Origin of the sequence: Mesorhizobium australicum, assembly GCF_900177325.1 — a bacterium.
Classification (GTDB): domain Bacteria; phylum Pseudomonadota; class Alphaproteobacteria; order Rhizobiales; family Rhizobiaceae; genus Mesorhizobium_A; species Mesorhizobium_A australicum_A.
Map to the genome: position 1 here is coordinate 691479 of NZ_FXBL01000004.1, position 21449 is coordinate 712927.

At 68.0% G+C, this 21449-nt stretch carries 19 protein-coding genes; 10 read left to right on the forward strand and 9 right to left on the reverse strand.

Annotated features, from left to right (window positions below):
• Window positions 1–33 precede the first annotated feature (33 nt).
• The 8 genes from B9Z03_RS05715 to B9Z03_RS05750 all read left to right on the forward strand — a co-directional run bounded on the left by B9Z03_RS05715 (window position 34) and on the right by B9Z03_RS05750 (window position 8201).
• Window positions 34–1830, forward strand: a complete 1797-nt coding sequence (locus tag B9Z03_RS05715) for a GtrA family protein (protein WP_139832175.1) — start codon at window positions 34–36, stop codon at window positions 1828–1830.
• An 89-nt stretch (window positions 1831–1919) separates the two neighbouring features.
• Window positions 1920–3257: a putative bifunctional diguanylate cyclase/phosphodiesterase gene (locus B9Z03_RS05720; protein WP_085463308.1), complete on the forward strand. Its 1338-nt coding sequence runs from the start codon at window positions 1920–1922 to the stop codon at window positions 3255–3257.
• Between the two features lie 71 nt (window positions 3258–3328).
• Window positions 3329–4096, forward strand: coding sequence for an SDR family NAD(P)-dependent oxidoreductase (locus B9Z03_RS05725; protein WP_085463309.1), 768 nt, complete (start codon window positions 3329–3331; stop codon window positions 4094–4096).
• On the forward strand, window positions 4093–5022 hold the full coding sequence (locus B9Z03_RS05730) for a 2-dehydro-3-deoxygalactonokinase (protein WP_085463310.1): 930 nt from the start codon (window positions 4093–4095) through the stop codon (window positions 5020–5022). The genes B9Z03_RS05725 and B9Z03_RS05730 overlap by 4 nt, the downstream gene beginning before the upstream one ends.
• Window positions 5019–5657, forward strand: a complete 639-nt coding sequence (locus B9Z03_RS05735) for a 2-dehydro-3-deoxy-6-phosphogalactonate aldolase (RefSeq protein ID WP_085463311.1) — start codon at window positions 5019–5021, stop codon at window positions 5655–5657. The genes B9Z03_RS05730 and B9Z03_RS05735 overlap by 4 nt, the downstream gene beginning before the upstream one ends.
• Window positions 5654–6523, forward strand: a complete 870-nt coding sequence (locus tag B9Z03_RS05740) for an SMP-30/gluconolactonase/LRE family protein (RefSeq protein ID WP_085463312.1) — start codon at window positions 5654–5656, stop codon at window positions 6521–6523. Before B9Z03_RS05735 ends, B9Z03_RS05740 begins: the two co-directional genes overlap by 4 nt.
• A gap of 141 nt (window positions 6524–6664) precedes the next feature.
• On the forward strand, window positions 6665–7726 hold the full coding sequence (locus B9Z03_RS05745; protein WP_139832176.1) for a D-alanine--D-alanine ligase family protein: 1062 nt from the start codon (window positions 6665–6667) through the stop codon (window positions 7724–7726).
• Between the two features lie 85 nt (window positions 7727–7811).
• Window positions 7812–8201 (forward strand): ester cyclase, encoded by a 390-nt coding sequence (locus tag B9Z03_RS05750; protein WP_085463314.1) that lies wholly within the window; start codon window positions 7812–7814, stop codon window positions 8199–8201.
• A gap of 234 nt (window positions 8202–8435) precedes the next feature.
• Here the strand turns inward: B9Z03_RS05750 and B9Z03_RS05755 are convergent, their stop codons facing one another.
• The 8 genes from B9Z03_RS05755 to B9Z03_RS05790 form a co-directional block, all read right to left on the reverse strand.
• A complete protein-coding gene (locus tag B9Z03_RS05755) occupies window positions 8436–9464 on the reverse strand; it encodes a trans-3-hydroxy-L-proline dehydratase (RefSeq protein WP_085463315.1) in 1029 nt (342 codons plus the stop codon).
• A 165-nt stretch (window positions 9465–9629) separates the two neighbouring features.
• Window positions 9630–11516: an MFS transporter gene (locus tag B9Z03_RS05760; protein ID WP_085467513.1), complete on the reverse strand. Its 1887-nt coding sequence runs from the start codon at window positions 11514–11516 to the stop codon at window positions 9630–9632.
• Between the two features lie 177 nt (window positions 11517–11693).
• Window positions 11694–11867: a hypothetical protein gene (locus tag B9Z03_RS29750; RefSeq protein ID WP_176247444.1), complete on the reverse strand. Its 174-nt coding sequence runs from the start codon at window positions 11865–11867 to the stop codon at window positions 11694–11696.
• Window positions 11868–11991: 124 nt separating this feature from the next.
• Entirely contained in the window at window positions 11992–12402 is a 411-nt protein-coding gene (locus B9Z03_RS05765; protein WP_139832177.1) for a hypothetical protein, read from the reverse strand.
• Window positions 12403–12508: 106 nt separating this feature from the next.
• On the reverse strand, window positions 12509–14041 hold the full coding sequence (locus B9Z03_RS05770; protein ID WP_085463317.1) for a DHA2 family efflux MFS transporter permease subunit: 1533 nt from the start codon (window positions 14039–14041) through the stop codon (window positions 12509–12511).
• Window positions 14042–14275: 234 nt separating this feature from the next.
• Window positions 14276–15469 (reverse strand): HlyD family secretion protein, encoded by a 1194-nt coding sequence (locus tag B9Z03_RS05780; protein ID WP_085467514.1) that lies wholly within the window; start codon window positions 15467–15469, stop codon window positions 14276–14278.
• A 2-nt stretch (window positions 15470–15471) separates the two neighbouring features.
• Window positions 15472–15945, reverse strand: a complete 474-nt coding sequence (locus tag B9Z03_RS05785; protein WP_085467515.1) for a MarR family winged helix-turn-helix transcriptional regulator — start codon at window positions 15943–15945, stop codon at window positions 15472–15474.
• A 105-nt stretch (window positions 15946–16050) separates the two neighbouring features.
• Entirely contained in the window at window positions 16051–16533 is a 483-nt protein-coding gene (locus B9Z03_RS05790) for a MarR family winged helix-turn-helix transcriptional regulator (protein WP_085463319.1), read from the reverse strand.
• A 135-nt stretch (window positions 16534–16668) separates the two neighbouring features.
• On the opposite strand from B9Z03_RS05790, the gene B9Z03_RS05795 reads away from it, so the two are divergent.
• The gene (locus B9Z03_RS05795; RefSeq protein ID WP_085463320.1) at window positions 16669–19155 is read left to right on the forward strand and encodes a membrane-bound PQQ-dependent dehydrogenase, glucose/quinate/shikimate family; all 2487 of its coding nucleotides are present in this window, start codon (window positions 16669–16671) and stop codon (window positions 19153–19155) included.
• 269 nt (window positions 19156–19424) lie between these two features.
• On the forward strand, window positions 19425–20327 hold the full coding sequence (locus B9Z03_RS05800) for a phytanoyl-CoA dioxygenase family protein (protein WP_085463321.1): 903 nt from the start codon (window positions 19425–19427) through the stop codon (window positions 20325–20327).
• A 178-nt stretch (window positions 20328–20505) separates the two neighbouring features.
• Here the strand turns inward: B9Z03_RS05800 and B9Z03_RS05805 are convergent, their stop codons facing one another.
• A complete protein-coding gene (locus B9Z03_RS05805; RefSeq protein WP_085467516.1) occupies window positions 20506–21402 on the reverse strand; it encodes a LysR family transcriptional regulator in 897 nt (298 codons plus the stop codon).
• Window positions 21403–21449 lie beyond the last annotated feature (47 nt).

The following is a 21449-nucleotide window of genomic DNA, read 5'->3' on the forward strand; positions in this document are numbered from 1 at the left end:
TAGGTTTAGGCCCTGGAGCCGGGGACCTCTTTCTTGACCGAAACCGCATCGAAACCGCTGTCGGGCGGCCAGGGAACCCTGCGCGTCGATCTTGCCGTCGCGCTGGCCGTCGTCCTGTTCGGCATTCTTCTCGCCGCCTCGGACGGCTTCGCGCGGCTCTCCGACGCGCAGGGCGACAATGACAGCCTGCTGCGCCTGGTCCAGGTCCGCGATCTGCTCGCCGGCCAGGGTTGGTTCGACCCGATGCAGTATCGCATGGGCCTCGAAGGCGGCTTTCCGATGCACTGGTCGCGGCTGGTCGACGCACCGATCGCGGCAATCGTGCGCCTCGCGTCCGCCCTCACCGGCAGCGCCCCGCTCGGCGAAGCCGTCGCGCTGGTGCTCTGGCCGTCGCTCCTGCTTGGCGCCGGCGCCTTTCTCATCGTCCGCACGGCGCGCATCGCCTACGGGCCGGAGGCGGCGTTTCCGGCCGCCATCGTCGGCGCGATGGCGCTGGTCTCGATCGGCGTCTTCCAGCCCGGCGCGATCGACCACCACAACATCCAGCTCGTGCTGACGCTCGGCGTGGCGCTCGGCCTCGTCGCGGGCGGCTTCGCGTCGGCCGCGGCGGCTGGCGCCTGCGCGGCGCTCACGCTCGCCATCGGCATGGAGACGCTGCCCTACGTCGCCGTCGGCGGCGCGGTCGCCGCCGGGCTGTTCCTCGTCCGGGGCGAAGCCGAGCGCAGCGTGGCCGCCGGCTTCGGTCTCGGCTTCGCCATCGTCGCGGCGGCGGCCTTCCTGGTCACGGTTCCGCCTTCCCGATGGGGCCTGCCCGCCTGCGACGCCTATTCGCTGGCGCAGGGCTCGGTCGCCGTGCTCGCCGGCCTCGGCCTTGCCGCCATCGCGGCGCTGCGCCCGCTCTCCGCGAGCCTTGGCCGTCGCCTGGCGGCGCTTGCGCTGCTCGGTGCCGTGGTGGGCGCGCTCGTCGTCCTTGCCTTCCCGCAATGCCTCGCCGATCCATATGCCAGCCTCGATCCGCGGCTGAAGCGCCTCTGGCTCGACGGCGTCACCGAGGCCCAGCCGCTATTCCAGATCGCCGCCAGCGACCCCGCGATGCTTCTGACCTGGTATGCGACGCCGCTCGTCGCCATGCTGGTCCTTGTGCTGTCGGCACTCCGCCACGGCATCCGGCGCGTCGATACCATCGTCGGCGCGCTGCTCGTCGCGGCCGTGCTGGTCTCGGCCTGGCAGGTGCGTGGCGCGCTGTTCTCGGTGGCGCTGGCCGCCATCCCGCTGTCGGGCTGGATCGCGTCGCGGCGCGAGAGGGCGACCGGCGCGCCGTCTGGCACAGCCACGCTGGCATTGGCTGCCGCCTGGATCCTCTCCTTCAACGCCGTCTGGAGCACGGCCGGCAGCCGCATATTCGCGCCGGCCGCCACGCCGGAGGCTACCCTGGCAGCGGCGCCGCCCGGCGCCTGCTACCGTTCGGAGGATTACGTGGCGCTGGCTGCCCTTGCGCCCACCACCGTCGTGTCGGTCTCCAATCTCGGCTCAGCCATCCTCGCCTGGACGCCGCACCGGGCGCTCGCCGGCTCCTACCATCGCAACGTCGCGGGCAATCTTGCCGCGCTCGACATGCTGCTCGCCGATCCGCAAGCGGCCGAAGCGCTTGCACGCAACGCGAAAGTGGGCGTTGTCGCCGTTTGTCCCGGAAATTCCGAGACCACCCTGCTGGCCGCCGCGGCCCCCGACGGGCTCCTTTCGGCGTTGAATGCGGGCCGCGTGCCCGCCTGGCTTGAGCCGGCCGGAGGCGATCAGGCGCTGCGCCTCTATCGCGTCAGGCCGGACTGACCGTTCGTTCATAACATCGTTATCATCGATACCCTTCTTCAACTGTTTTGCGGCATAGTGAGGCTGAATCATCAGCATGCACGGATAAGATGCCCGGATCGACCGGCACGACAGACACGGGGAGGGAGCCTGCGGATCTCGCATTTACGGATCCGCTGACGGGCCTCGGCAACCAGCGCCGCTTCGTCGACAAGGTCGAGCGGCTGAAGGCGGAGCGCGCGGAGGATCCTGCCCCGTTTGCCATCGGCATCGTCGATCTAGACGGCTTCAAGCCGATCAACGACCTGTTCGGCCGGCGTGCCGGCGACCATATCCTGATGCAGGTCGCCATGCGTCTGCGTGCCGCGATGGACCAGCAGTCGACGGTCACGCGCCTCGGCGCAGACGAGTTCGGCGTCCTCCTGCCGATGACCTTTTCCGAGCAGGCCGCCGACCAGCAGGCGCAGATGCTGATCGAGATTCTGTCCGCCCCCTACGATGTCGGCGACCGCACCGCGCGCCTGTCCGCCTCCGTCGGCTGTGCGCTCTATTTCGGCGACCAGAGCGCGGAAGACCTGATCAGCAAGGCGGAGACGGCACTCTATCACGCCAAGCGCTCCGGCCGCGGCAGGGTCGTGGTCTACACCCACCAGATGGAGGAGGCGGCCAAGCGCGTCACCCGCATCGAGCAGGCGCTGCGCCGCGCCGTCGCCGCCGGTGAGGTGGAGCCCCATTTCCAGCCGATCGTCGACCTGCGCACACGTGATACCATCGGCTTCGAGGCGCTCGCCCGCTGGACCGACCAGGATCTCGGCGTCGTGCCGCCCAACGTCTTCATCCCGATCGCGGAGGAGCGCGGCATCATCGGCGCGCTCTCGCAGCTCGCGCTGCGCAAGGCGACGCTCGCCGCGCGCGACTGGCCGGAGCACCTGTTCCTGTCTTTCAACCTGTCGCCCTCGCAGCTCGTCGACCAGAACACCGGCCTGCACATCCAGTCCATCCTCGCCGAAACGGGCTTCGATCCGCACCGGCTGGAGATCGAGATCACCGAGACCGGCATGATGACCGACCCGATCTCGGCCGAGAAGATCGTCGACGATCTCCGCGCCGTCGGAATCCGCATCTCGCTGGACGATTTCGGCACCGGCCAGTCGTCGCTCGGCCGCCTGCGCGACTTCCACTTCGACAAGCTGAAGATCGACCGCGCCTTCGTCGCCTCGATCCTGGAGGACAGGCCGTCGCAGCACATCATCCGCGCCATCCTCGCCATGTGCGACGGGCTCGGCATGGAGGTCGTGGCCGAAGGCATCGAAGAGGAGGCGCAGGCTTCCAGGCTCATCCAGTTCGGCTGCGGCGGCGGCCAGGGCTACCTGTTCGGCAGGCCGGTCGATGCCGCCGCGACGCTCGAATACCTGCGCAACGCCGGGCCGCGCGCGCTCGCGATCTGAGCATCGTCCGGGGCCTTGCGGCGGCCGCGCCTTTTTCCGATACATTCGGACCGGGAGAAGGAGCTTCACGCATGGCGATCACGGCGGTCTATCCGGACCTGAGGGACAGGCCTGTCCTCATAACGGGCGGCGGTTCCGGCATCGGCGCCGCGCTGACCGAGGGCTTCGTCCGGCAGGGATCGAAGGTCGCCTTCATCGACATCGCCGACGCGCCCAGCAACGCCCTCTGCGACAGGCTGGAAAGGGAAGCGGGCGTCCGGCCGCTGTTCGTCAAGGCTGACCTGCGCGACATCGAGGCGCTCCGGGCCGCCATCCACTATGCCGAGGCCGCGCATGGGCCGGCGCTGGTGCTGATCAACAACGCCGCCCGCGACGACCGGCACGACATCGCCGCCGTCACCTCCGAGTTCTGGGACGCCAACCAGGCGGTCAACCTCAAGCCGCATTTCTTCACCGCGCAGGCGGTCGCCGAGGGCATGAAGAAGGCTGGCACGGGCTCCATCATCAACTTCACCTCCACCTCCTTCATGATCAATCTCGGCACGCTGCCCTCCTATGCCGCGGCCAAGGCCGGCATCATCGGCCTCACCAAGGGGCTGGCCGGCGCGCTCGGCAAGCACGGCATCCGCGTCAATGCGATTGCGCCCGGCTGGGTCATCACCGAGCGCCAGCAGGAGCTATGGGTCACCGAGGAGGGGCTGGCCGCCCATGTCGCCAAGCAGTGCATCCACGAGGTGATGAAGCCCGACGACATCGTCGGCCCTTGCCTCTTCCTCGCCTCCGACAGTTCGCGCATGCTCACCGCCCAGACGATGATCGTCGACGGAGGTTTCCTGTGACCTCGCCGGCCGTGCTCGCCGCCGTCGACTGGGGCACGTCGAACCTGCGCGTCTGGCTGCTCGACGAGGCCGGCGATGTCGTCGGCGAGCGCAAGTCGGGCGAGGGCATGTCGAGCGCCGGCGGCAAGGGCTTCGCGGCGATCCTCGAGGAACATCTGGCGGCCCTCGGCGCGCCGGAAGGCCTGCCCGCGATCGTCTGCGGCATGGCCGGCGCCCGCCAGGGCTGGGTCGAGGCGGGTTATCTCGACGTGCCGGCGCGGATCGCCGATTTCGCGCAGGCAGCGACGACAGCCCCCGGCGCGCGCCGTCCGGTGCGCATCCTGCCCGGCCTCGCCCAGCGCGGCGCGGAGCATCCGGACGTGATGCGCGGCGAGGAGACGCAGCTTGCCGGCGCCGAACTCGCCGAAGGCGCGCATTTCGTCTGCATGCCGGGCACCCATTCCAAATGGGTTGCCGTCGAGGACGGCGTCGTCACCGGCTTCCGCACCGCCATGACCGGCGAGCTGTTCCACCTGCTCGCCAGCCACTCGATCCTGCGTCATTCCCTCGGCGAGACGCCGGATGCCGGTACGCCTAAGGCGCCTGCGTTCCAGAAGGCCTTGAGGGATGCGCTCGCCAATCCAGAGCGTCTCACCTCCGCGCTCTTCGCCATCCGCGCCGGCGGCCTGCTCGACAACGTTCCGTCGGAGGATGCCGCGGCGACGCTGTCCGGCCTCCTCATCGGGGCCGAGATCGCCGGAGCGAAGTCCGCCGCGCCCGCCATGCATGTCGTCACCCTCGTCGCGTCCGGTGGCATGGCGAAGCGCTACGCAGCTGCGCTGGGAACCGCCGGCCTTCTGGTCAATCTCGTCGACGCCGACGACGCCGTGCGAAAAGGCCTGTTCGAGGCCGGTCGCCGCCTTTTCCTGTCCGGAGCCTCCGCATGACCGCCTCCGCCCCCTGGCCGAAGCTGAAGCGCAACATCGTCGCCATCCTGCGCGGCGTGACGCCCGACGAGATCGCCGACATCGGCGATGCGCTCCATGAGGCCGGCGTCGAGGCGATTGAGGTTCCGCTCAACTCGCCCGATCCCTTCCGGTCGATCGAGCTTCTGGCGAAGCGCCTGCCCGATGCGCTCACCGGCGCCGGCACCGTCGTGCGCATCGGCGATGTCGACCGATTGCACCAGGCCGGCGGTCGCCTGCTCGTCGCGCCCAATGTCGATCCGGCAATCCTCGCCCGTGCAGCGGAATTCGGCATGGTCACCATGCCCGGGGTCTTCACCGCGACCGAGGCCTTCCTCGCGCACCACGCGGGCGCCTCGGCGCTGAAGTTCTTCCCGGCCAGCGTGCTCGGCCCGGCCGGCATCTCGGCGCTCAGGGCCGTTCTGCCGCGCGAGGCGGTGGTCGGCGCGGTCGGCGGCGTCTCGGAAGCCGACTTCGCGGCCTATGCCAAGGCCGGCGTCGTGGCTTTCGGCCTCGGCTCCAGCCTCTACAAGCCGGGCCTGGATCGGATCGAAGTCGCGAAACGGGCCAAGGCGGCGGTCACCGCCTATGACGAGGTCTTCGGGAGGACGGCATGAGCGCGACGACACTCTGCGACATCGTCTGCCATCTCGGCGAGGGACCGACCTGGGACACGGCGACGAACACCGTCTACTGGTTCGACATCCTTGAGCGCCGCCTGCTGGAAAAGGCCTGGCCGGACGGCGAGACCGTCGTGCACGACCTGCCCTTCATGGCGAGCGCGCTGTTCCGCATCGACGCGCAGCGCCAGCTCGTCTGGAGCGAGACCGGCTTCCATCTTCGCGACCGTGCCACCGGCAAGCTCGTCCTCCACACCCCGGTCGAGGCCGACAACCCCGTCACGCGCTCCAACGACGCCCGCGCCCATCCTTCCGGCTCGATCTGGGCCGGCACGATGGGCAAGAAGGCCGAGAAACATGCCGGCGCCATCTACTGGTTCCGCACGGGCGAGGTGCGCCGGCTCTTCCCCGACATCAGCATCCCCAACTCGATCTGCTTCTCGCCCGATGGCGCGACCGGCTACTTCGCCGACACGGCCAAGAACATCCTCTTCCGCGTCGCCTGCGACCCCGATACCGGCCTGCCCACGAACGAGCCCGAAGTGCTGCTCGACCATCGCGGCCGGAAAGGCGGCATCGACGGCTCGGTCTGCGACGCCGACGGCGTCATCTGGAACGCCCGCTGGGGCTCGTCATGCGTCGACGCCTACGCGCCCGACGGCACGCATCTGCGCAGCATCCCGGTCCCCGCCACACAGGCTTCATGCCCCGTCTTCGTCGGCCCGGACCTGTCCCGCCTCGCCGTCACCACCGCTTGCGAGGGCATGGACGAAGCCACGCGCCACGCCGATCCGGGTGCCGGCATGCTCTATCTGCTCGACGTCGAGGTGAAAGGCCGCGCCGAGCCCGACGTGCTCGCCTGACGCTTCCCCGATCGCCCGTCGCGCTGTCTGTCGCAACCGCCCGTGTCGTGCGTCGGTTTCGTGCAAGCCCGTCCCGTCCCGCCGCGCTTTTCTGCCGGACAGATCCGCATGTCCGCGGCGCAACCCGGTGAAGCCCGTCCCATGACATCCCTCGGCGAACTGCTCTTCGTCTACGAGCCCGAAGCCGCCTGCCGCGCGCGTCTGGCCGCGCAGGGTTTCTCCGACCGCCATGCGCTGGAGATTTCCTCCTACCTCGCGCAATCGACCGACATCCAGCCGGAGCTCGGCGACTTCGCCGCCGCCTGCGCCGCGCGCGGCATCGTCTTCACGCCGGTCGAGCTCGACAATGCCGTAGCCGCCATCGCCACCCGCGATCCCGCCCGCACGCTGGTCTGGACCATCTCCGACGGCATCGCCTACTACCGGGGCAGCGCCGGCCCGGCCCTCGCCCGCCTCGCCGGCATGCGCACGGTCGGCTCGGACGATTCCCTCTTCGCGCTCTGCCAGGACAAGTTCCGCTCCGGCGCGGTGCTGCGCGCCCTCGGCGTGCCGACGCCCGGCTGCGGACTCGCGCGGAACGGGGCATGGATCGTCGAGCCGCCACCCTCGCCGCAGGGCTGGTTCGTCAAGCCGAACCGCCTCGGCTCCAAGATCGGCATCTGGCCGGATTCGCGCGCCGCCACCCGTGACCACGCGCTCGCCCTCTCTCGCCGCATCTTCGAGGCGTACCGCGACGACGCGGTCGTCCAGCCCTACGTCCCCGGCCGCAACGTCCGGGCGAGCTATCTGGCGGTGGACCGAGACGCCGGCCCCGACGCGCTCGCCGCCGTCTTCGTCGACTCGGGCGCGGACTTCCAGACCATGGCCGACAGCCTCGCCCTCTACGGCGAGACCGGCGACGCGGCGAAGGCGTCAGGCGCCTATGCCGAGCCCGTGCTGGAGCAGGTCGGCGACACGCAGCTGGAGGCCGAACGCCGCATCCGCGCCATCGCCGCCCGCCTCGTCGAAGGACTCGGCCTGCGCGACGTCTTCTCGATGGATTTCCGCGTCGAGCCGGACGACACCGTCCACCTCATCGAATTCGAAGTCTGCCCCGGCCTGCCCTGCTTCGACTTCCGCGACTACCTGCGCCGCCGCTGGACCATGAGCCTCGCCGAGGCGATCGCAGCGACGGCGGCCGACCGGCTGGGTCCAGCTGACTGAGGCGAGGGCGGACCATGCCGGAACCGTTCCCGGGCTAAGCCTTTAACTGAAGCCGCTTCAGTCGGTCGAACCAGGAGGACCGTCCATGACCGATCTCGCCTCGCTCTACCGTGGCTACATCGATTGCCTCAACCGGCAGGACTGGCCGAAGCTCGGCGTCTTCGTGCATGACGACGTGCGCTACAACGACAGGACTGTCGGCCTCGCGGGCTATCGCGCCATGCTCGAGCGCGACTTCGAGCAGATCCCGGACCTTCGCTTCAAGATCAGCCTGCTTGTCGCCGACACGCAGCATGTCGCGAGCCGGCTCGACTTCGCCTGTTCGCCGAAGGGCGTGTTCCTCGGCCTGCCGGTAAACGGCCGCGCCGTCTCGTTCAGCGAGAACGTCTTCTACCGCTTCCGCGATGGCCGGATCGAGAAAGTGTGGTCCGTCATCGACAAGGCGGCGATCGAAGCACAGCTCGCGCAGAGTTGAGGCCAGGTGTCGTCGCGGTCGAGCAACAGCTAATGTGCTTGTGACCTGCCGGCTCTCGATCGCGGAACCCGCCGACCCCTCCGCGCATTGCAATCGCATCTGGAGGAGTTGGTCATGGAACCGATGGGTGGAGATTACGTCAGCTACGGCCTGTTCTTCGCATGCGCCGGATTTGTCGCCCTGGTGTCGCTGGGCGGACTTACGGCTTTCTGAAGCATCAGGCGGCGCCTGCCGCTACGCACCGGGCCAGGTGTCGGACAGCCTGTAGCCGCCCGGCCACGGATCGTCCGGGTCGAGCATCAGCTGGTGCGTGCCGGTGATCCAGGCGCGACCCGAAATCTGCGGCACGATCGCCGGCTTGTCTCCCACGCGCGTCACGCCGGCGATCCGTCCAGTGAAGCGCGAGCCGATCAGCGACACGCCCTCGAATGTGTCGCCTTCCTTCATCATCCCCTTGGCATGCATCACCGCCATGCGGGCCGAGATCGCCGTGCCGGTCGGCGACCGGTCGATCTTGCCCGGCCGGATCGCCACCGCCGATCGCCCCGTCAGCCTGCCGCTCCCGCCGCTCACCGGCCCTGCGAAGGCGCAGAACGAGAAATGATCCCAGTCCGAATTCTCCGGATGCGAAAAACCAATCTGCTCGTCCGCCGCCGCGGTGATCTTCATCCCCACCTCGGCCAGCGCCCGTGCCTCTCCCGGCTCCAGCGCGAATCCCAATCTCTCCGCGTCGACGATCACGAAACTGTCGCCGCCATAGGCGGTGTCCACTGTCAGCGTGCCCAGCCCCTCCACCTCCAGCGGCACGCGCAGCCTGTCCGCGAAGGAAGGCAGGTTGGTCACGGTGATGCGCTCCGCCTTGCCGTTCCGGCAATGAGCCTCCACCGAGACCAGCCCGCCCGGCGCCTCCAGCACCAGTCGCGTCACCGGCTCCGTCATCGGCACGATGCCGCTGTCGAGCAGCACCGTCGACACGCAGATCGAGTTGGAGCCCGACATCGGCGGCGTATCGGCCGGCTCCATGATGATGAACCCCATCTGCGCGCGCGGGTCCTTCGGCGGCACGAGCAAGTTTACATGGCGGAAAACGCCGCCGCGCGGCTCGTTCAGCACGAAATTGCGCAGGGTTCCGTCCCGGTGGATGAACCGGCTCTGCTCCCACAGCGTCTCACCTGGCGGCGGCGCCACGCCCCCCACGATCACATCCCCCACCTCGCCCTCGGCATGGCAGGAAACGACATGGATGGTCTTGGTGGAGCGCATGGAGCCGGAGCCTATCTCCCCCCTGGAGGGGGAGAAAGCAAATTCCTGGGCTTGGCAAAGCCAAGTCCTTGGAATTTGCAAGAGAGGGGGTATTTGGAGCATCCTGACAACAAAAACCCCGGCGGTCGCCCGCCGGGGCTTTTCGTCAATGCATGATCCCGCCCGTCAGTCCTTGTCGTGCAGGTCGGTGCCGAGCGTGTCCTTCACGAACAGCGTGCCGATGACGAAGCTCATCGCTGCGATCGCGATCGGATACCAGAGGCCGTAGTAGATGTCGCCGGCCGCCGCGCTCATCGCGAAGACGGTCGCCGGCAAAAGACCGCCGAACCAGCCGTTGCCGATGTGATAGGGCAGCGACATGCCGGTGTAGCGGATGCGGGTCGGGAACATCTCGACCAGGATCGCCGCGATCGGGCCGTAGACCATGGTCACGTAGATCACGAGCACGAACAGGATCGCGATGATCACCGGCCAGTTCACTGCCGCCGGGTCCGCCACCATGGTGAAGGAGCCGGCGCCGGGGATCGAATAGGCGGTGACCTCGGTGGCCGATCCGGCTTCCTCCGCCGTCACCAGCTTGTCCTTGATCGCCTGCGCGACAGGCACCGTCTTCTTCTCGCCGGCGCGGATGGCGGCGGCGTCGAGCTTCACTTCCGGATTGGCGGCCACGAAGGCGTCGAGCTTCTGGTCCGCAACGGTCGCGGCTCCCCGGTTCAGCGGATAGCCGGCGGCGTGCAGTGCGATGTTGACCGCCTTGTTGAAGGCGTTGCCGAGGCCTGCCGCCTTGTCGCCCGCGGCGATCGCGTCATAGGATTCGATCGTCGTGTCGCCGATCTTGACCGTGGCGGCGGTGCCGGGAGCCGCGGTCTGCACCACGTCGTAGGGCACCGAGTTGCGGGTCAGGAACGACGTCGCGATGTCGCAGGAGGTGGTGAACTTGGCGGTGCCCACCGGGTTGAACTGGAACTTGCAGTCTCCCGGCGCGGCGGTGACCGTGGCGCGCGAGGTCGACTGCGCCGTTGCCAGCGCCGGATTGGCGGCCCAGGTCAGCGCCTTGAACAGCGGGAAGTAGGTCAGGATCGCCAGCAGCAGTCCGGCCATGATGATCGGCTTGCGGCCGATCTTGTCGGAGAGCCAGCCGAACACCACGAAGAAGATGGAACCCAGCGCCAGCGCGACGGCGATCATGATGTTGACCGACACCGCATCCACCTTGAGCACGTTCTGCAGGAAGAACAGCGCGTAGAACTGGCCCGAATACCACACCACGGCCTGGCCGGCGGTGAGGCCGAACAGCGCCAGCAGCGCGATCTTGGCGTTCTTCCATTGGCCGAACGCCTCGGTCAGCGGCGCCTTCGAGCCCTTGCCCTCTTCCTTCATGCGCTTGAAGGTCGGCGATTCGTTGAGCGACAGACGGATCCAGACCGAGACGCCGAGCAGCACGAAGGAGATCAGGAACGGCACGCGCCAGCCCCAGGCCGCGAAGTCCTCCTTGCTGAGCAGGTTCTGCACCGCGAGGATGACGATCAGCGACAGGAACAGGCCGAGCGTCGCGGTCGTCTGGATCCACGACGTGTAGAAGCCGCGGCGGTTGTCCGGCGCGTGCTCCGCGACATAGGTCGCCGCACCACCATATTCGCCGCCGAGCGCCAGGCCCTGCAGCATGCGCAGCGCGATCAGGATGATCGGCGCGGCGATGCCCCAGCTGGCGGAGCCGGGCAGCAGGCCGACCAGGAAGGTCGACATGCCCATGATCAGGATGGTGACGAGGAAGGTGTATTTGCGGCCGACGAGGTCGCCGATGCGGCCGAACACCAGCGCGCCGAACGGACGCACCAGGAAGCCCGCCGCAAACGCCAGCAGCGCGAAGATGTTGCGCGTGGCTTCAGGATAGCTGGAGAAGAAGGTCGCGCCGATGAAGGCCGCGAGCGAACCGTAGAGATAGAAGTCGTACCATTCGAAGACGGTGCCGAGGGAGGAGGCGAAGATGACCTTCTTCTCCTCCCGCGTCATGCCTTGCTGGATTGATCCAGCCGTCGATGCCATTGCCATGTCGTCCTCCCGTTCCGGCGGCGCGGGCTTGTTCGCCCCGCGCAACGCCGTCTTCAAAAAACGGGAAAGTCATACTCCGATCATGTCAAATAGACAGAACGGCTTTGGTTGTATGACTTTTGTATCACGGCAAGTGTATGAGAATTTCAGAACGTGTCTGAAGTTTACCTTAAACTGTCAGGACACTTTTTCCTTCAATTCCTCGCCGATATAACCTTTCTCCTTCAGCCACTTCTCAATCAGGATCTCGGTCAGCGAGGAGACGGAGCGATGATCGTCTTTCGCGGCCCTGACGAGTGCTTCCTTCAGGTGGCGTTCGATGCGGAAGCCGAGCGGATGGGTCTTTGCCATGGGTCTTGCCTTTCGTGATTGCAGCCGCCGCGCTCGGAGAGGGGAGCCGGCCTGCCAGGATGAATAGCGTTAGAATGCGCGAGGCCGGCGCAGCCGGCGTCTTCGCGGATCTGCCTGACGTGTCTCAGGAGTGCGGCGGTGCCCGCGCCCGGAAGTGCCGGTCGATGCCGGCGGCCGCGACGTCGGAAAGGGCGCGCACCGGCAGCGAGCCGGTGTCCTCCGCGACGAGGTCGTCGCTGCGCGCCGGTATTCCGGGCGTGTCGTCGAAAAGCAGTGAGGAGACGGCCGCGTCGTCGCTGCTCCGCAGCGTTTCCGCCACGGCGAGCGCCTCGCCGGCAAGCGTGAAGCGCACCGGCAGGTCGCCCTGCTGCGCCTCGCCTCTCTTGCGTTCGTAGACGTGGCTCTCGGCGGCGAACAGCTCGCCGGTGCCGAGCGGGGTGGCGCACAGCGCCAGGATCGCGAACAGCGCCCAAAGCACGCGCCAGCCCAAGGCGTTCGCCTTGTCCGCTGGTCGCTTGTGCAGAAGATGCCGCATGCTGCCGTTCGTCCTTCCCGGCAACATATTAGCGCTCCCCCCGCGGGGGATCAATCAAACGTTAGTGGAACTCCAACAATCGCCTTCGCGACCGATCGCCGCGCAGTCAGTCCATGTGCACCGCGGCCGATGCTCCGGCCCCCGCCGCCTTTGGCTTGCGCAGCAGCAACGCGAGCGGAATGGCCAGCAGCGTCACCAGCATCATCGCCTTGAAGTCATTGACATAGGAGATCATCAGCGCCTGCTGGTTGACCAGCTGGTCGAACTGGGCCAGCGCGGTCGGGTTGCCGGCCGCCGCCGCAGGCGACAGTGCGCTGAGGTTCGGGTTGAACGGCGAGATCGCCGCCGACAGTTCGGCGTGGTTGATCTGGGTGTTGCGGGTCAAGAGCACCGTCACGATCGAGATGCCGATCGACGAGCCGATGTTGCGCACCAGGCTGAACAGTGCCGCCGCATCGGTGCGGAAGCGCGGCTCCAGCGTCGCAAAGGCGATCGTCGACAGCGGCACGAAGACCAGGCCGAGGCCGAGCCCCTGGATCACGCCCGACCAGATGATCAGCGTATCGTCCATCTGCGGCGAGAAGCCGGCCATGTCGTAGAGCGACCAGGCGGTGAGCGCCAGCCCGGTCACCACCAGCACGCGCGCGTCCACCTTCTGAACCAGCCGGCCGACGAGAATCATCGAGATCATCGTGCCCACCCCGCGCGGCGCCATGATCAGGCCGGTCAGCACGGTCGAGTGGTTGAACAGGCGCGACAGCATCGGCGGCAGCAGCGCCAGGCTCGCCAGCAGGATGATGCCGATCACGAAGATGAAAACCAGCCCGGTGACGAAGTTGCGGTCGGCGAAGATGCGCGGGTCGATGAAGGTGTCCCGCCCGGTGGCGAGATGCACCACAAACACCCAGAAGCCGGTGATGGCGAGTCCCAGCTCGATCCAGATCTCGGCCGCCGAGAACCAGTCCACCTCTCCGCCGCGGTCGAGCATGAGCTGCAGCGCGCCCACGCCCAGCGACAGCATGGCGAAGCCGAAGAAGTCGAAGCCTCTGAGGCGGCGCGGTATCCGCGGCAGGTAGCCGGCGCAGCCGAGGAAGGCGAGGATGCCGACCGGCAGGTTGATGAAGAACACCCAGCGCCAGTTGGCCGCTTCCGTCAGCCATCCGCCGAGCGTCGGGCCGATGATCGGGCCGACCATGATGCCGGCGCCCCAGATCGCCATCGCCGAGCCGTGGCGCTCCTTCGGGTTGATGTCGAGCAGGAAGGTCTGCGACAGCGGCACGATGGCCGCGCCGAACAGGCCCTGCATCACCCGGAAGGCGACCATGCTCTCCAGGCTCCACGACAGGCCGCACAGCATCGAGGTCACGGTGAAGCCCACGATCGACACGAGGAACAGCTCGCGCCGGCCGAACCGGTCCGACAACCATCCCGTCACCGGTGTCATGATCGCGGCTGCCACGATGTAGGAGGTCAGCACCCAGGTGATCGTGTCCTGGCTCGCGCCGAGGTCGCCCGTCATCGTCGGCAGCGCGACGTTGGCGATGGTCGTGTCCAGCACCTGCATGATCGTCGCCAGCATGATGGCGATGGTGATCAGGCCGCGATGCGGCACTTCCTTGAACGGGGCGGGTGTGGTCATGGGAGTCGGCCTGTTTCGACGAACGCACTCGTCGGATACCGTCCGCAAGCACCCCCCTCTGGCCTGCCGGCCATCTCCCCCTCAAAGGGGGAGATCGGCAGCTTCGGCCATCCGCGCAACCCGGCGATGCCGGTGATTGGCGAAGGTCCTGGTGACGTCCAATCTCCCCCCTTGAGGGGGAGATGGCCGGCAGGCCAGAGGGGGGTCCTCATGGCGTTGATTCCTGAAATCCGCCTACTTCTTCGCCGTCCCGGCAAACGCGCTCGGGATCAGGTCGCCGAAGCCGCGGCTCACGCCCGTATCGACGGCCACCGTGGCGCTCATGCCGGTGCGAAGCAGCAGGTCGGCGTCCTCGGACGAGACCTTGAGCCGCACGGGGATGCGCTGCGTCACCTTCACCCAGTTGCCGGTCGCGTTCTGCGCCGGCAGCAGCGAGAATTCCGCGCCGGTGCCCGCGCCGATGCTCTCGATCGTCGCCTTGAGCGGTCGGTCTGGGAAGGTGTCCAGCATCACCTCCGCTTCCTGGCCGACCTTCATGTGCGTGAGCTGCGTTTCCTTGAAATTCGCCTCGACCCAGGTGTCGCTGGTCTCGACGAGCGTGAACAGCGAGGTGCCGGCCGTGACGAACTGCCCGAGCTTGAAGGACGAGGCCTGGCTCACCGTGCCGTCGGCCGGCGCGCGCACCGTGGTCTGCGCCAGCTGGTAGGCCGCCTTGTCGCGCGCGGCAAAGGCGGCGAGCACCGCCGGATGCTTGTCGGTCACGATGTTCGGATCGCCGCCAAGGGCCGCAAGCGCGCTCGAGATCGATTCCGCGGCGGTGGCCGCGGCGTCCTGCGCCTTGAGCAGGTCGCGCTCGGCCGAGTCCAGCGCCGCCTTGGTCGTCACGCCCTTGCCCGACAGTTCCTTCTGCCTGGCCAGCTGGTCGGTGTAGTAGGCGACGTCGCCGGCAGCGGTCTTCGCCTGCGTCTGCGCCTGCCCGTAGGCGGCGCGCAGCTGCTCGACCTGCAGGCGGGCCTGCGCGAGCGCGGCATCTGCCTGGGCGAGCGCGATGCGGTAGGGCTCCGGATCGACGGCGAACAGCACGTCGCCGGCCTTCACCTTCATGTTCTCGGCGACCCGCATGTCGACGATGCGGCCGGCCGTCTCGGAGGAGATCGTCACCCGGGCCTGGCGCAGGTTCGCGTTCTCCGTCTCCTGGATGCGTCCGCCGGTGATCCAGTACCAGCCGCCGCCGGCGGCCAGCGCCAACGGCAGGGCCAGCATGAGCAGGACCCGCCCGCCCCGGCGCGGTCTGGGCGCAGGGGCGGGCGGCGCCAGATTGACCTGCGAAGGGGCCGGCGCGGCAGGGTGCGTCGGGGCCTCGAGGTCAACCTTCACGGCGTCGTCGCCGACGCGCTGTCCATCTTCGATCTTTGTCACTGCGTTCATCGTCATGCTGCCTTCTCGCCGCGCCCGGCGCAGTCCTGCGGCGTCTCGCCGTCGGAAAGATTGTTGATGATCGCTTTCAGGCCGTCGATCGTGGCCTGCCGCGCTTCAGGGGAGAGGCCCGACAGGGCCGCCTCGTAGACCTCGCCGACCATCGACTTCACCTTGCCGTAGGCCTCGCGCGACTTGTCGGTCGGGAAGATCAGCCGCACGCGCCGGTCCGCGGCGTCGCTGCGCCGTTCGATCCAGCCGCCGTCCTCCATGCGGTCGACCAGTCGCGACACGCTGATCGGCTCGATCTCGAGCAGTTCAGCCAGCCGCGCTTGCGGAACGCCCGGTTCCTTGGCGACGCGCACCAGCAGGCGCCATTGCGCCGCCGAAAGGCCGGAGCCGGAAGCCTTCGCCTCGAACCGTCGGCGGATCAGCCGCGCGGCGTCATGGATCAGGAAACCGAGCCTGTCTCTGTCTTCGTTGGTCATGAGCGGCATATATTATAAGCATGCTTAGGAAACAATGGGCACAGGGGCGGATTCCGCCACCCTGTTTGCGCATGGCTGCATCGCAGGGCATGCATGGCTTGCCAGTCAGGCGTCGTCGGTCTTCACCGGCGGCCGCCGCACCTCCAGCCGCTCCTCGACGGTGCGCAGCACCTGCACCGCCGCCCTCAGTGCGGCCGGCTCGATGCCGGAAATCAGATCCTCCCGCATCGGGTCGATGATCTCGTGGATCGCCTGCAGCCGCTCCATGCCGGCCGGCGTCAGCGAGACGATCTTGGCCCTGCGGTCCGTGGAATCCTCGGCTCGCGTCACCAGACCGTCCTCGACCAGCAGGTCCATCAGCCGCACCATCGAAGGGCCTTCCAGTCCGGCCTCCTCCGCGATCACGCCCTGCCGCGCGCGCCCGCCCAGTCGCTTCAGCGCCAGCAGGGGTGCGGCCGTCGCGTGCGACAGGTCGAACTGGTCGAGCTTCTGGTTCGCGGCCCGCCGCCACAACCGGCTGACCGCGAAGACGAGCTCGCCGAAAGCGGCGTGGTCGCTGTCGGGGTGTGGATCGTTTGGTCCAGGCATTGCCGAATGTTCATATACGATCTATTAACATGCAAGCCAAATTAGCAAGCGGCGGCGGGCCTCGTCTGTCACCGCTCCGGGTCCGGACCCTGGCGCTCGCAGTGCCTCGGTCCCGAAAAGAGAACGAGGTTCCTCATGTCTACATCGACACCTTCATCCGCCACGGCGGGCCGGGGCAGGTTGGGCTGGCTGCTGACGCTCGTCGGCATCCTGTTCGTGCTCGCCGCGCTGCCGCTCGTCTGGGGCGGCGTCCAGCTCGTCTCGCTCGGCGGTTCCTGGTACTATCTGCTCGCCGGTCTCGGCGTGGCGCTGTCCGGCATCCTCATTGCGGCCCGGCGCATCGCCGGCATCTGGCTTTATGCGCTGGTGTTCCTCGCCACCGTCGTCTGGGCATTGTGGGAATCCGGCCTCGACTTCTGGCCGCTCGTCCCGCGCCTCGTTGCGCCCGCGGTGCTTGCCCTTGTCGCCGCGCTGATCGCGCCGCTTTTCCCCGCCGCTCCGCGCTCGAAGGCCCTGCCTTTCGCGGCCGCCGCCGTGCTGGTGCTGGGCCTCGCCGCCACCGGTTTCTATGCCTTCCAGCCGCATGGCGTGACCCGGACCAACTTCCAGGCCGCCGCGGGTGCTGCGCCCTCCGCCGTCACCACGGCCTCCGGCAACGACTGGGCCGCCTACGGCCGCACGCCGGCCGGCACGCGTTATGCGCCGTTCGCGGAAATCACGCCCGAAAATGCGAAGGACCTCGAGGTTGCCTGGACCTTCCGGACCGGCACTCCGCCGGCCAAGGGCGCGCAGGACCAGAACACGCCGCTGCTCGTCGGCAACACGCTCTACACCTGTTCCTCGACCAACATCATCAACGCGCTCGACGCGACCACCGGCGAGAAGAAGTGGACCTACGATCCGCAGGCCAAGTCGCCGCTCTGGCAGCGTTGCCGCGGCGTCTCCTATTATGACGCCTCCGCCGCGCCTGCGCAGGCTGCGACTGGTGCGGCTGCGTCCGTGCCGATGGCCACCGTGCCGCTCGGCTCGACCGACAGCGCCCAGGCGCCTGCCGCGCCCGCGCCGGCAGCCCCGGTCGCGGCCGTCTGCCCGAAGCGCATCGTCATGACCACGATCGACGCCCGTCTCATCGAGATCGACGCCGAGACCGGCGAACCCTGCGCCGACTTCGGCACCAACGGCATCGTCGACCTCAAGCAGGGCATGGGCGAGGTCAAGGACGGCTTCTACTTCCAGACGTCCGCCCCCACCGTCATGCGCGACCTCGTCATGGTCGGCGGCTGGGTATGGGACAGTGTCGAGGTCGGCGAGCCTTCGGGCGCCGTGCGCGCCTTCAATGCCCGCACCGGCGAACTCGTCTGGGCCTGGGACCTCGGCAATCCGGCGATCACCAAACTGCCGCCTCCCGGCGAGAGCTACACCCGCGGCACGCCGAACGTCTGGTCGACCCCGGCCTATGACGACGCGCTCGGCCTCGTTTATCTCCCCACCGGCAATGCAACGCCCGACTTCTGGGGCGGCCACCGCTCCAAGGCGGCCGAGGAGTATTCGGCCTCCGTCGTGGCTCTCGACATCGCCACCGGTCGCGAGCGCTGGAAGTTCCAGACCGCCCATCACGACATCTGGGACTACGACGTCCCCGCCCAGCCGTCGCTCTACGACGTGCCGGACGGCAAGGGCGGCACGGTGCCGGCGCTGATCCAGGTCACCAAGCGCGGCCAGATCTTCATGCTCGACCGTCGCGACGGCACGCCGATCGCCGAGGTTCAGGAGAAGCCTGTGCCGCAAGGCACGGAGGAAGGCGACTTCACCGCGCCGACCCAGCCCTACTCCGTCGGCATGCCGGCGATCGGCACCGAGCCGTTCACCGAGGCCCGCATGTGGGGCGCCACGCCCTACGATCAGCTCTACTGCCGCATCGAGTTCAAGAAGATGCGCTACGATGGCGAGTTCACCCCGCCGCGGCTCGACCGCAGCCTGATCTATCCGGGCTACTACGGCGGCATGAACTGGGGCTCGGCCTCGGTTGACGAAGGCCGCGGCCTGCTCATCGTCAACGACATCCGCATGCCGCAGTTCGTGCAGCTCATCCCGCGCGAGAACGTCGACACCTACGGCCCGTCGGCGGCGCATGACGGCCTGTCGAAGCAGCTCGGCACGCCCTACGGCGTCATCAAGGCCGGCTTCTTCTCGCCGCTCAACGTGCCTTGCCACCAGCCGCCCTACGGCACGATCAGCGCCATCGACCTCGCCTCGCGCCAGCTCGTCTGGCAGGTGCCGGCCGGCACGCTGCAGGACACCGGCCCGACCAACCCGGTCACCGGCGGCCTGATCAAGACCGGCCTGCAGATCCCGATCGGCATGCCTTCGCTCGGCGGTCCGATGACGACGGCCGGCGGCGTCACCTTCTACGCCGGCACGCAGGACTACTACCTGCGCGCCATCGACACGACCACCGGCGAGGAGCTCTGGAAGGGCCGCCTGCCGGTCGGCGCGCAGGCCACGCCGATGTCTTATGTCGGCGCGGACGGCCGCCAGTACGTGGTCATCTCCGCCGGCGGCGCCCGCCTGTCGCCCGATGTCGGCGACTACGTCATCGCCTACGCGCTGCCGAAGAAGTAGCCTTCGGCGTCAGGACAATCATCGAGCGGGGCGTCCTCCGGGACGCCCCGCTTGCGTTTGGGGTTATCCTCCCCTGCGAAGCGGGGGAGGGGGACCGCCGAAGGCGGTGGAGGGGGCGCCCGCATATGCGCCCCGCATTTTCCCGCTCCGCGGGAAAGTCGTTGCCCGATTCCGTGCCTACCCGCCGTGCGAGCCGCGGCTATCCTTCCCTTCGACACAGAACGGCTGCGGCGCAGAAGCCGCGGCCGCAGAAGCGGTGAGGAAGCAGCATGAATACCCAGCATGTCGTCGAGCTCCGCGAGAACGGCTACGCCGTCATCCGCGGCTTTCTCAACAAGGACGAGGTCGCCGAGCTGCGGCGCGAGAGCGAGAAGGTCTACGCCGAGGGGCTGAAGCACCACGCGACCTATCGCGACAGGAACCTCTATTTCGAGGTCATCAACGATCCGGGCAACAATCACCGCGCGGTGCCGCAGGCGCACTGGTTCTCGTGGATCAATCCGGTGTTCGAGCAGTATCGCCGCAGCCAGAAGATTTTCGAGGCGCTCGCGCCGCTGCTCGGCCCGGACATCAAGCAGATCGCCAACCAGCTCCACTGGAAGGCGCCCGGCGGCAAATACACCTATTACCGCATGCACCAGGACGTGCGTTTCCGCAGCCGGCCGGAACTGTTCGCCAATCTCGACCGCTACTCGCTCAACCTCGGCCTCGCCCTCAACCGGCAGGACGCGTCCAACGGCGCGCTCAAGGTCGTGCCGGGCCACCACAAGCGCGGCTATCTCGGCCTCGCCGAGGACGGCGGCGGCATCATGGTCGGCTCGACCGAGCAGGGTTCGGAGCTGAAGGCCGTCGGCATCGATCCGTCCGAGGTCGTCCAGCTCGAGATGGAGCCGGGCGACCTTGCGATCTGGACGCTCTACACCATCCACGGCTCCGGCCCCAACGTCTCGACCGAGCCGCGCATTCTCCTCATCGACAACTACGTCCGCGCCGAGGATTCGCCCGATCGCGGCGAATGGGCCTTCCGCGACGGCCGCTCCATCCCGCTCGGCGCCGAGCCGGAGATCTGCAAATACGAACAGCTGCGCGAGAACCCCGGCCCGTTCTATGTCGAGGAGAAATGGACCGACGAGGCGAAGCAGTCGGGAGAGAAACTCAAGGCGGCGGGTTGACGGGAGCCCCGGGGGCTTCTTGAGGCGCGCGCATCGCACACATCCCCCACCCCGTACCCCTCCCCGCAAGGGGGGTCGCCGAGGCCTCAGAATCCCCCTCCCCCTTGCGGGGAGGGGTACGGGGTGGGGGTAAGACGGAAGCGTTACATGAAGCTGGCTGCGCAGCGGGAAGACCACTTCAATCGAGATCAGGGGAGAGCTCTCGCATGAGGAATTCGACGAACACCCGCACCTTCATGGCAACATAGGTCCGGTGCGGATAGAGCGCATAGATCGGGCTCGACGCCGGCTTGAACTCCTCCAGCAGGGTTTCGAGCCGGCCGTCCTCTATTGCGGGCCTCGCCAGCAGGCTCGGCAGGTTGCCGATGCCGAAGCCGGCCATCGTCATCTGGTAGGCGGCCTCGACGCTGTTGGTCGACACGCGTCCCTTCACCGGCGTCGACATGCGCCCCTCCGGTCCCATGAACGGCCATGCGCCCAGCCGTTTGGCGAAGTTCGACAGCACGCAGGAATGGCCGGCCAGCTCGTCCGGATGAAGCGGCCTGCCGTGCCGGTCGAGATAGGCCGGCGTCGCGCAGACGAAATTGCGCACGGTGCCGAGCTGTCGCGAGACGATCTCGGAATCGTTCTGCGCCTCGAAGCGGATCGCCACGTCGTAGCCTTCCTCGACGATGCCCACCACGTGGCGCGAGGTCAGGTTGAACTCCACCGAGACCAGCGGGTTCTCCTCCAGGAAGCGCGGGATCAGCCGCGTGATGCGCGTATAGGCGAGCACGTTGGAGCACGAGAGGCGCAAGAGCCCCCGTGTGCCGCGGTCGAGCCGCCGCGTCTGGTCCTGCAACTCCTCCACCTCGGCCAGCAGCGCCTTCACCCGCTCGGCATAGTCGCGCCCGGCCTCGGTCGGGCTCATCCGCCGCGTCGTGCGGTTCAAGAGCCGCACGCCCAGGTCGTCCTCCAGCTCCTTCAATTGCCGGCTCACCGCCGTCGTCGACATGCCGAGGTCGCGCGCCGCCGCCGACAGGCTGCCGAGGGTGCAGACCCGGTCGTACACCTTCATCGCGATCAACAGGTTCACCGGGACCTCCAGGGGAATCTCGCCAGCCGGCGCGGCCGCGCGCGCCA

Coding starts and splice junctions, on each gene's coding strand:
- B9Z03_RS05720 (WP_085463308.1), top strand. CDS start 1,920: ATGCCCGGATCGACCGGCACGACAGACACGGGGAGGGAGCCTGCGGAT.
- B9Z03_RS05725 (WP_085463309.1), top strand. CDS start 3,329: ATGGCGATCACGGCGGTCTATCCGGACCTGAGGGACAGGCCTGTCCTC.
- B9Z03_RS05735 (WP_085463311.1), top strand. CDS start 5,019: ATGACCGCCTCCGCCCCCTGGCCGAAGCTGAAGCGCAACATCGTCGCC.
- B9Z03_RS05740 (WP_085463312.1), top strand. CDS start 5,654: ATGAGCGCGACGACACTCTGCGACATCGTCTGCCATCTCGGCGAGGGA.
- B9Z03_RS05745 (WP_139832176.1), top strand. CDS start 6,665: ATGACATCCCTCGGCGAACTGCTCTTCGTCTACGAGCCCGAAGCCGCC.
- B9Z03_RS05750 (WP_085463314.1), top strand. CDS start 7,812: ATGACCGATCTCGCCTCGCTCTACCGTGGCTACATCGATTGCCTCAAC.
- B9Z03_RS05755 (WP_085463315.1), bottom strand. CDS start 9,464: ATGCGCTCCACCAAGACCATCCATGTCGTTTCCTGCCATGCCGAGGGC.
- B9Z03_RS05760 (WP_085467513.1), bottom strand. CDS start 11,516: ATGGCAATGGCATCGACGGCTGGATCAATCCAGCAAGGCATGACGCGG.
- B9Z03_RS29750 (WP_176247444.1), bottom strand. CDS start 11,867: ATGGCAAAGACCCATCCGCTCGGCTTCCGCATCGAACGCCACCTGAAG.
- B9Z03_RS05765 (WP_139832177.1), bottom strand. CDS start 12,402: ATGCGGCATCTTCTGCACAAGCGACCAGCGGACAAGGCGAACGCCTTG.
- B9Z03_RS05770 (WP_085463317.1), bottom strand. CDS start 14,041: ATGACCACACCCGCCCCGTTCAAGGAAGTGCCGCATCGCGGCCTGATC.
- B9Z03_RS05780 (WP_085467514.1), bottom strand. CDS start 15,469: ATGAACGCAGTGACAAAGATCGAAGATGGACAGCGCGTCGGCGACGAC.
- B9Z03_RS05785 (WP_085467515.1), bottom strand. CDS start 15,945: ATGACCAACGAAGACAGAGACAGGCTCGGTTTCCTGATCCATGACGCC.
- B9Z03_RS05790 (WP_085463319.1), bottom strand. CDS start 16,533: ATGCCTGGACCAAACGATCCACACCCCGACAGCGACCACGCCGCTTTC.
- B9Z03_RS05795 (WP_085463320.1), top strand. CDS start 16,669: ATGTCTACATCGACACCTTCATCCGCCACGGCGGGCCGGGGCAGGTTG.
- B9Z03_RS05800 (WP_085463321.1), top strand. CDS start 19,425: ATGAATACCCAGCATGTCGTCGAGCTCCGCGAGAACGGCTACGCCGTC.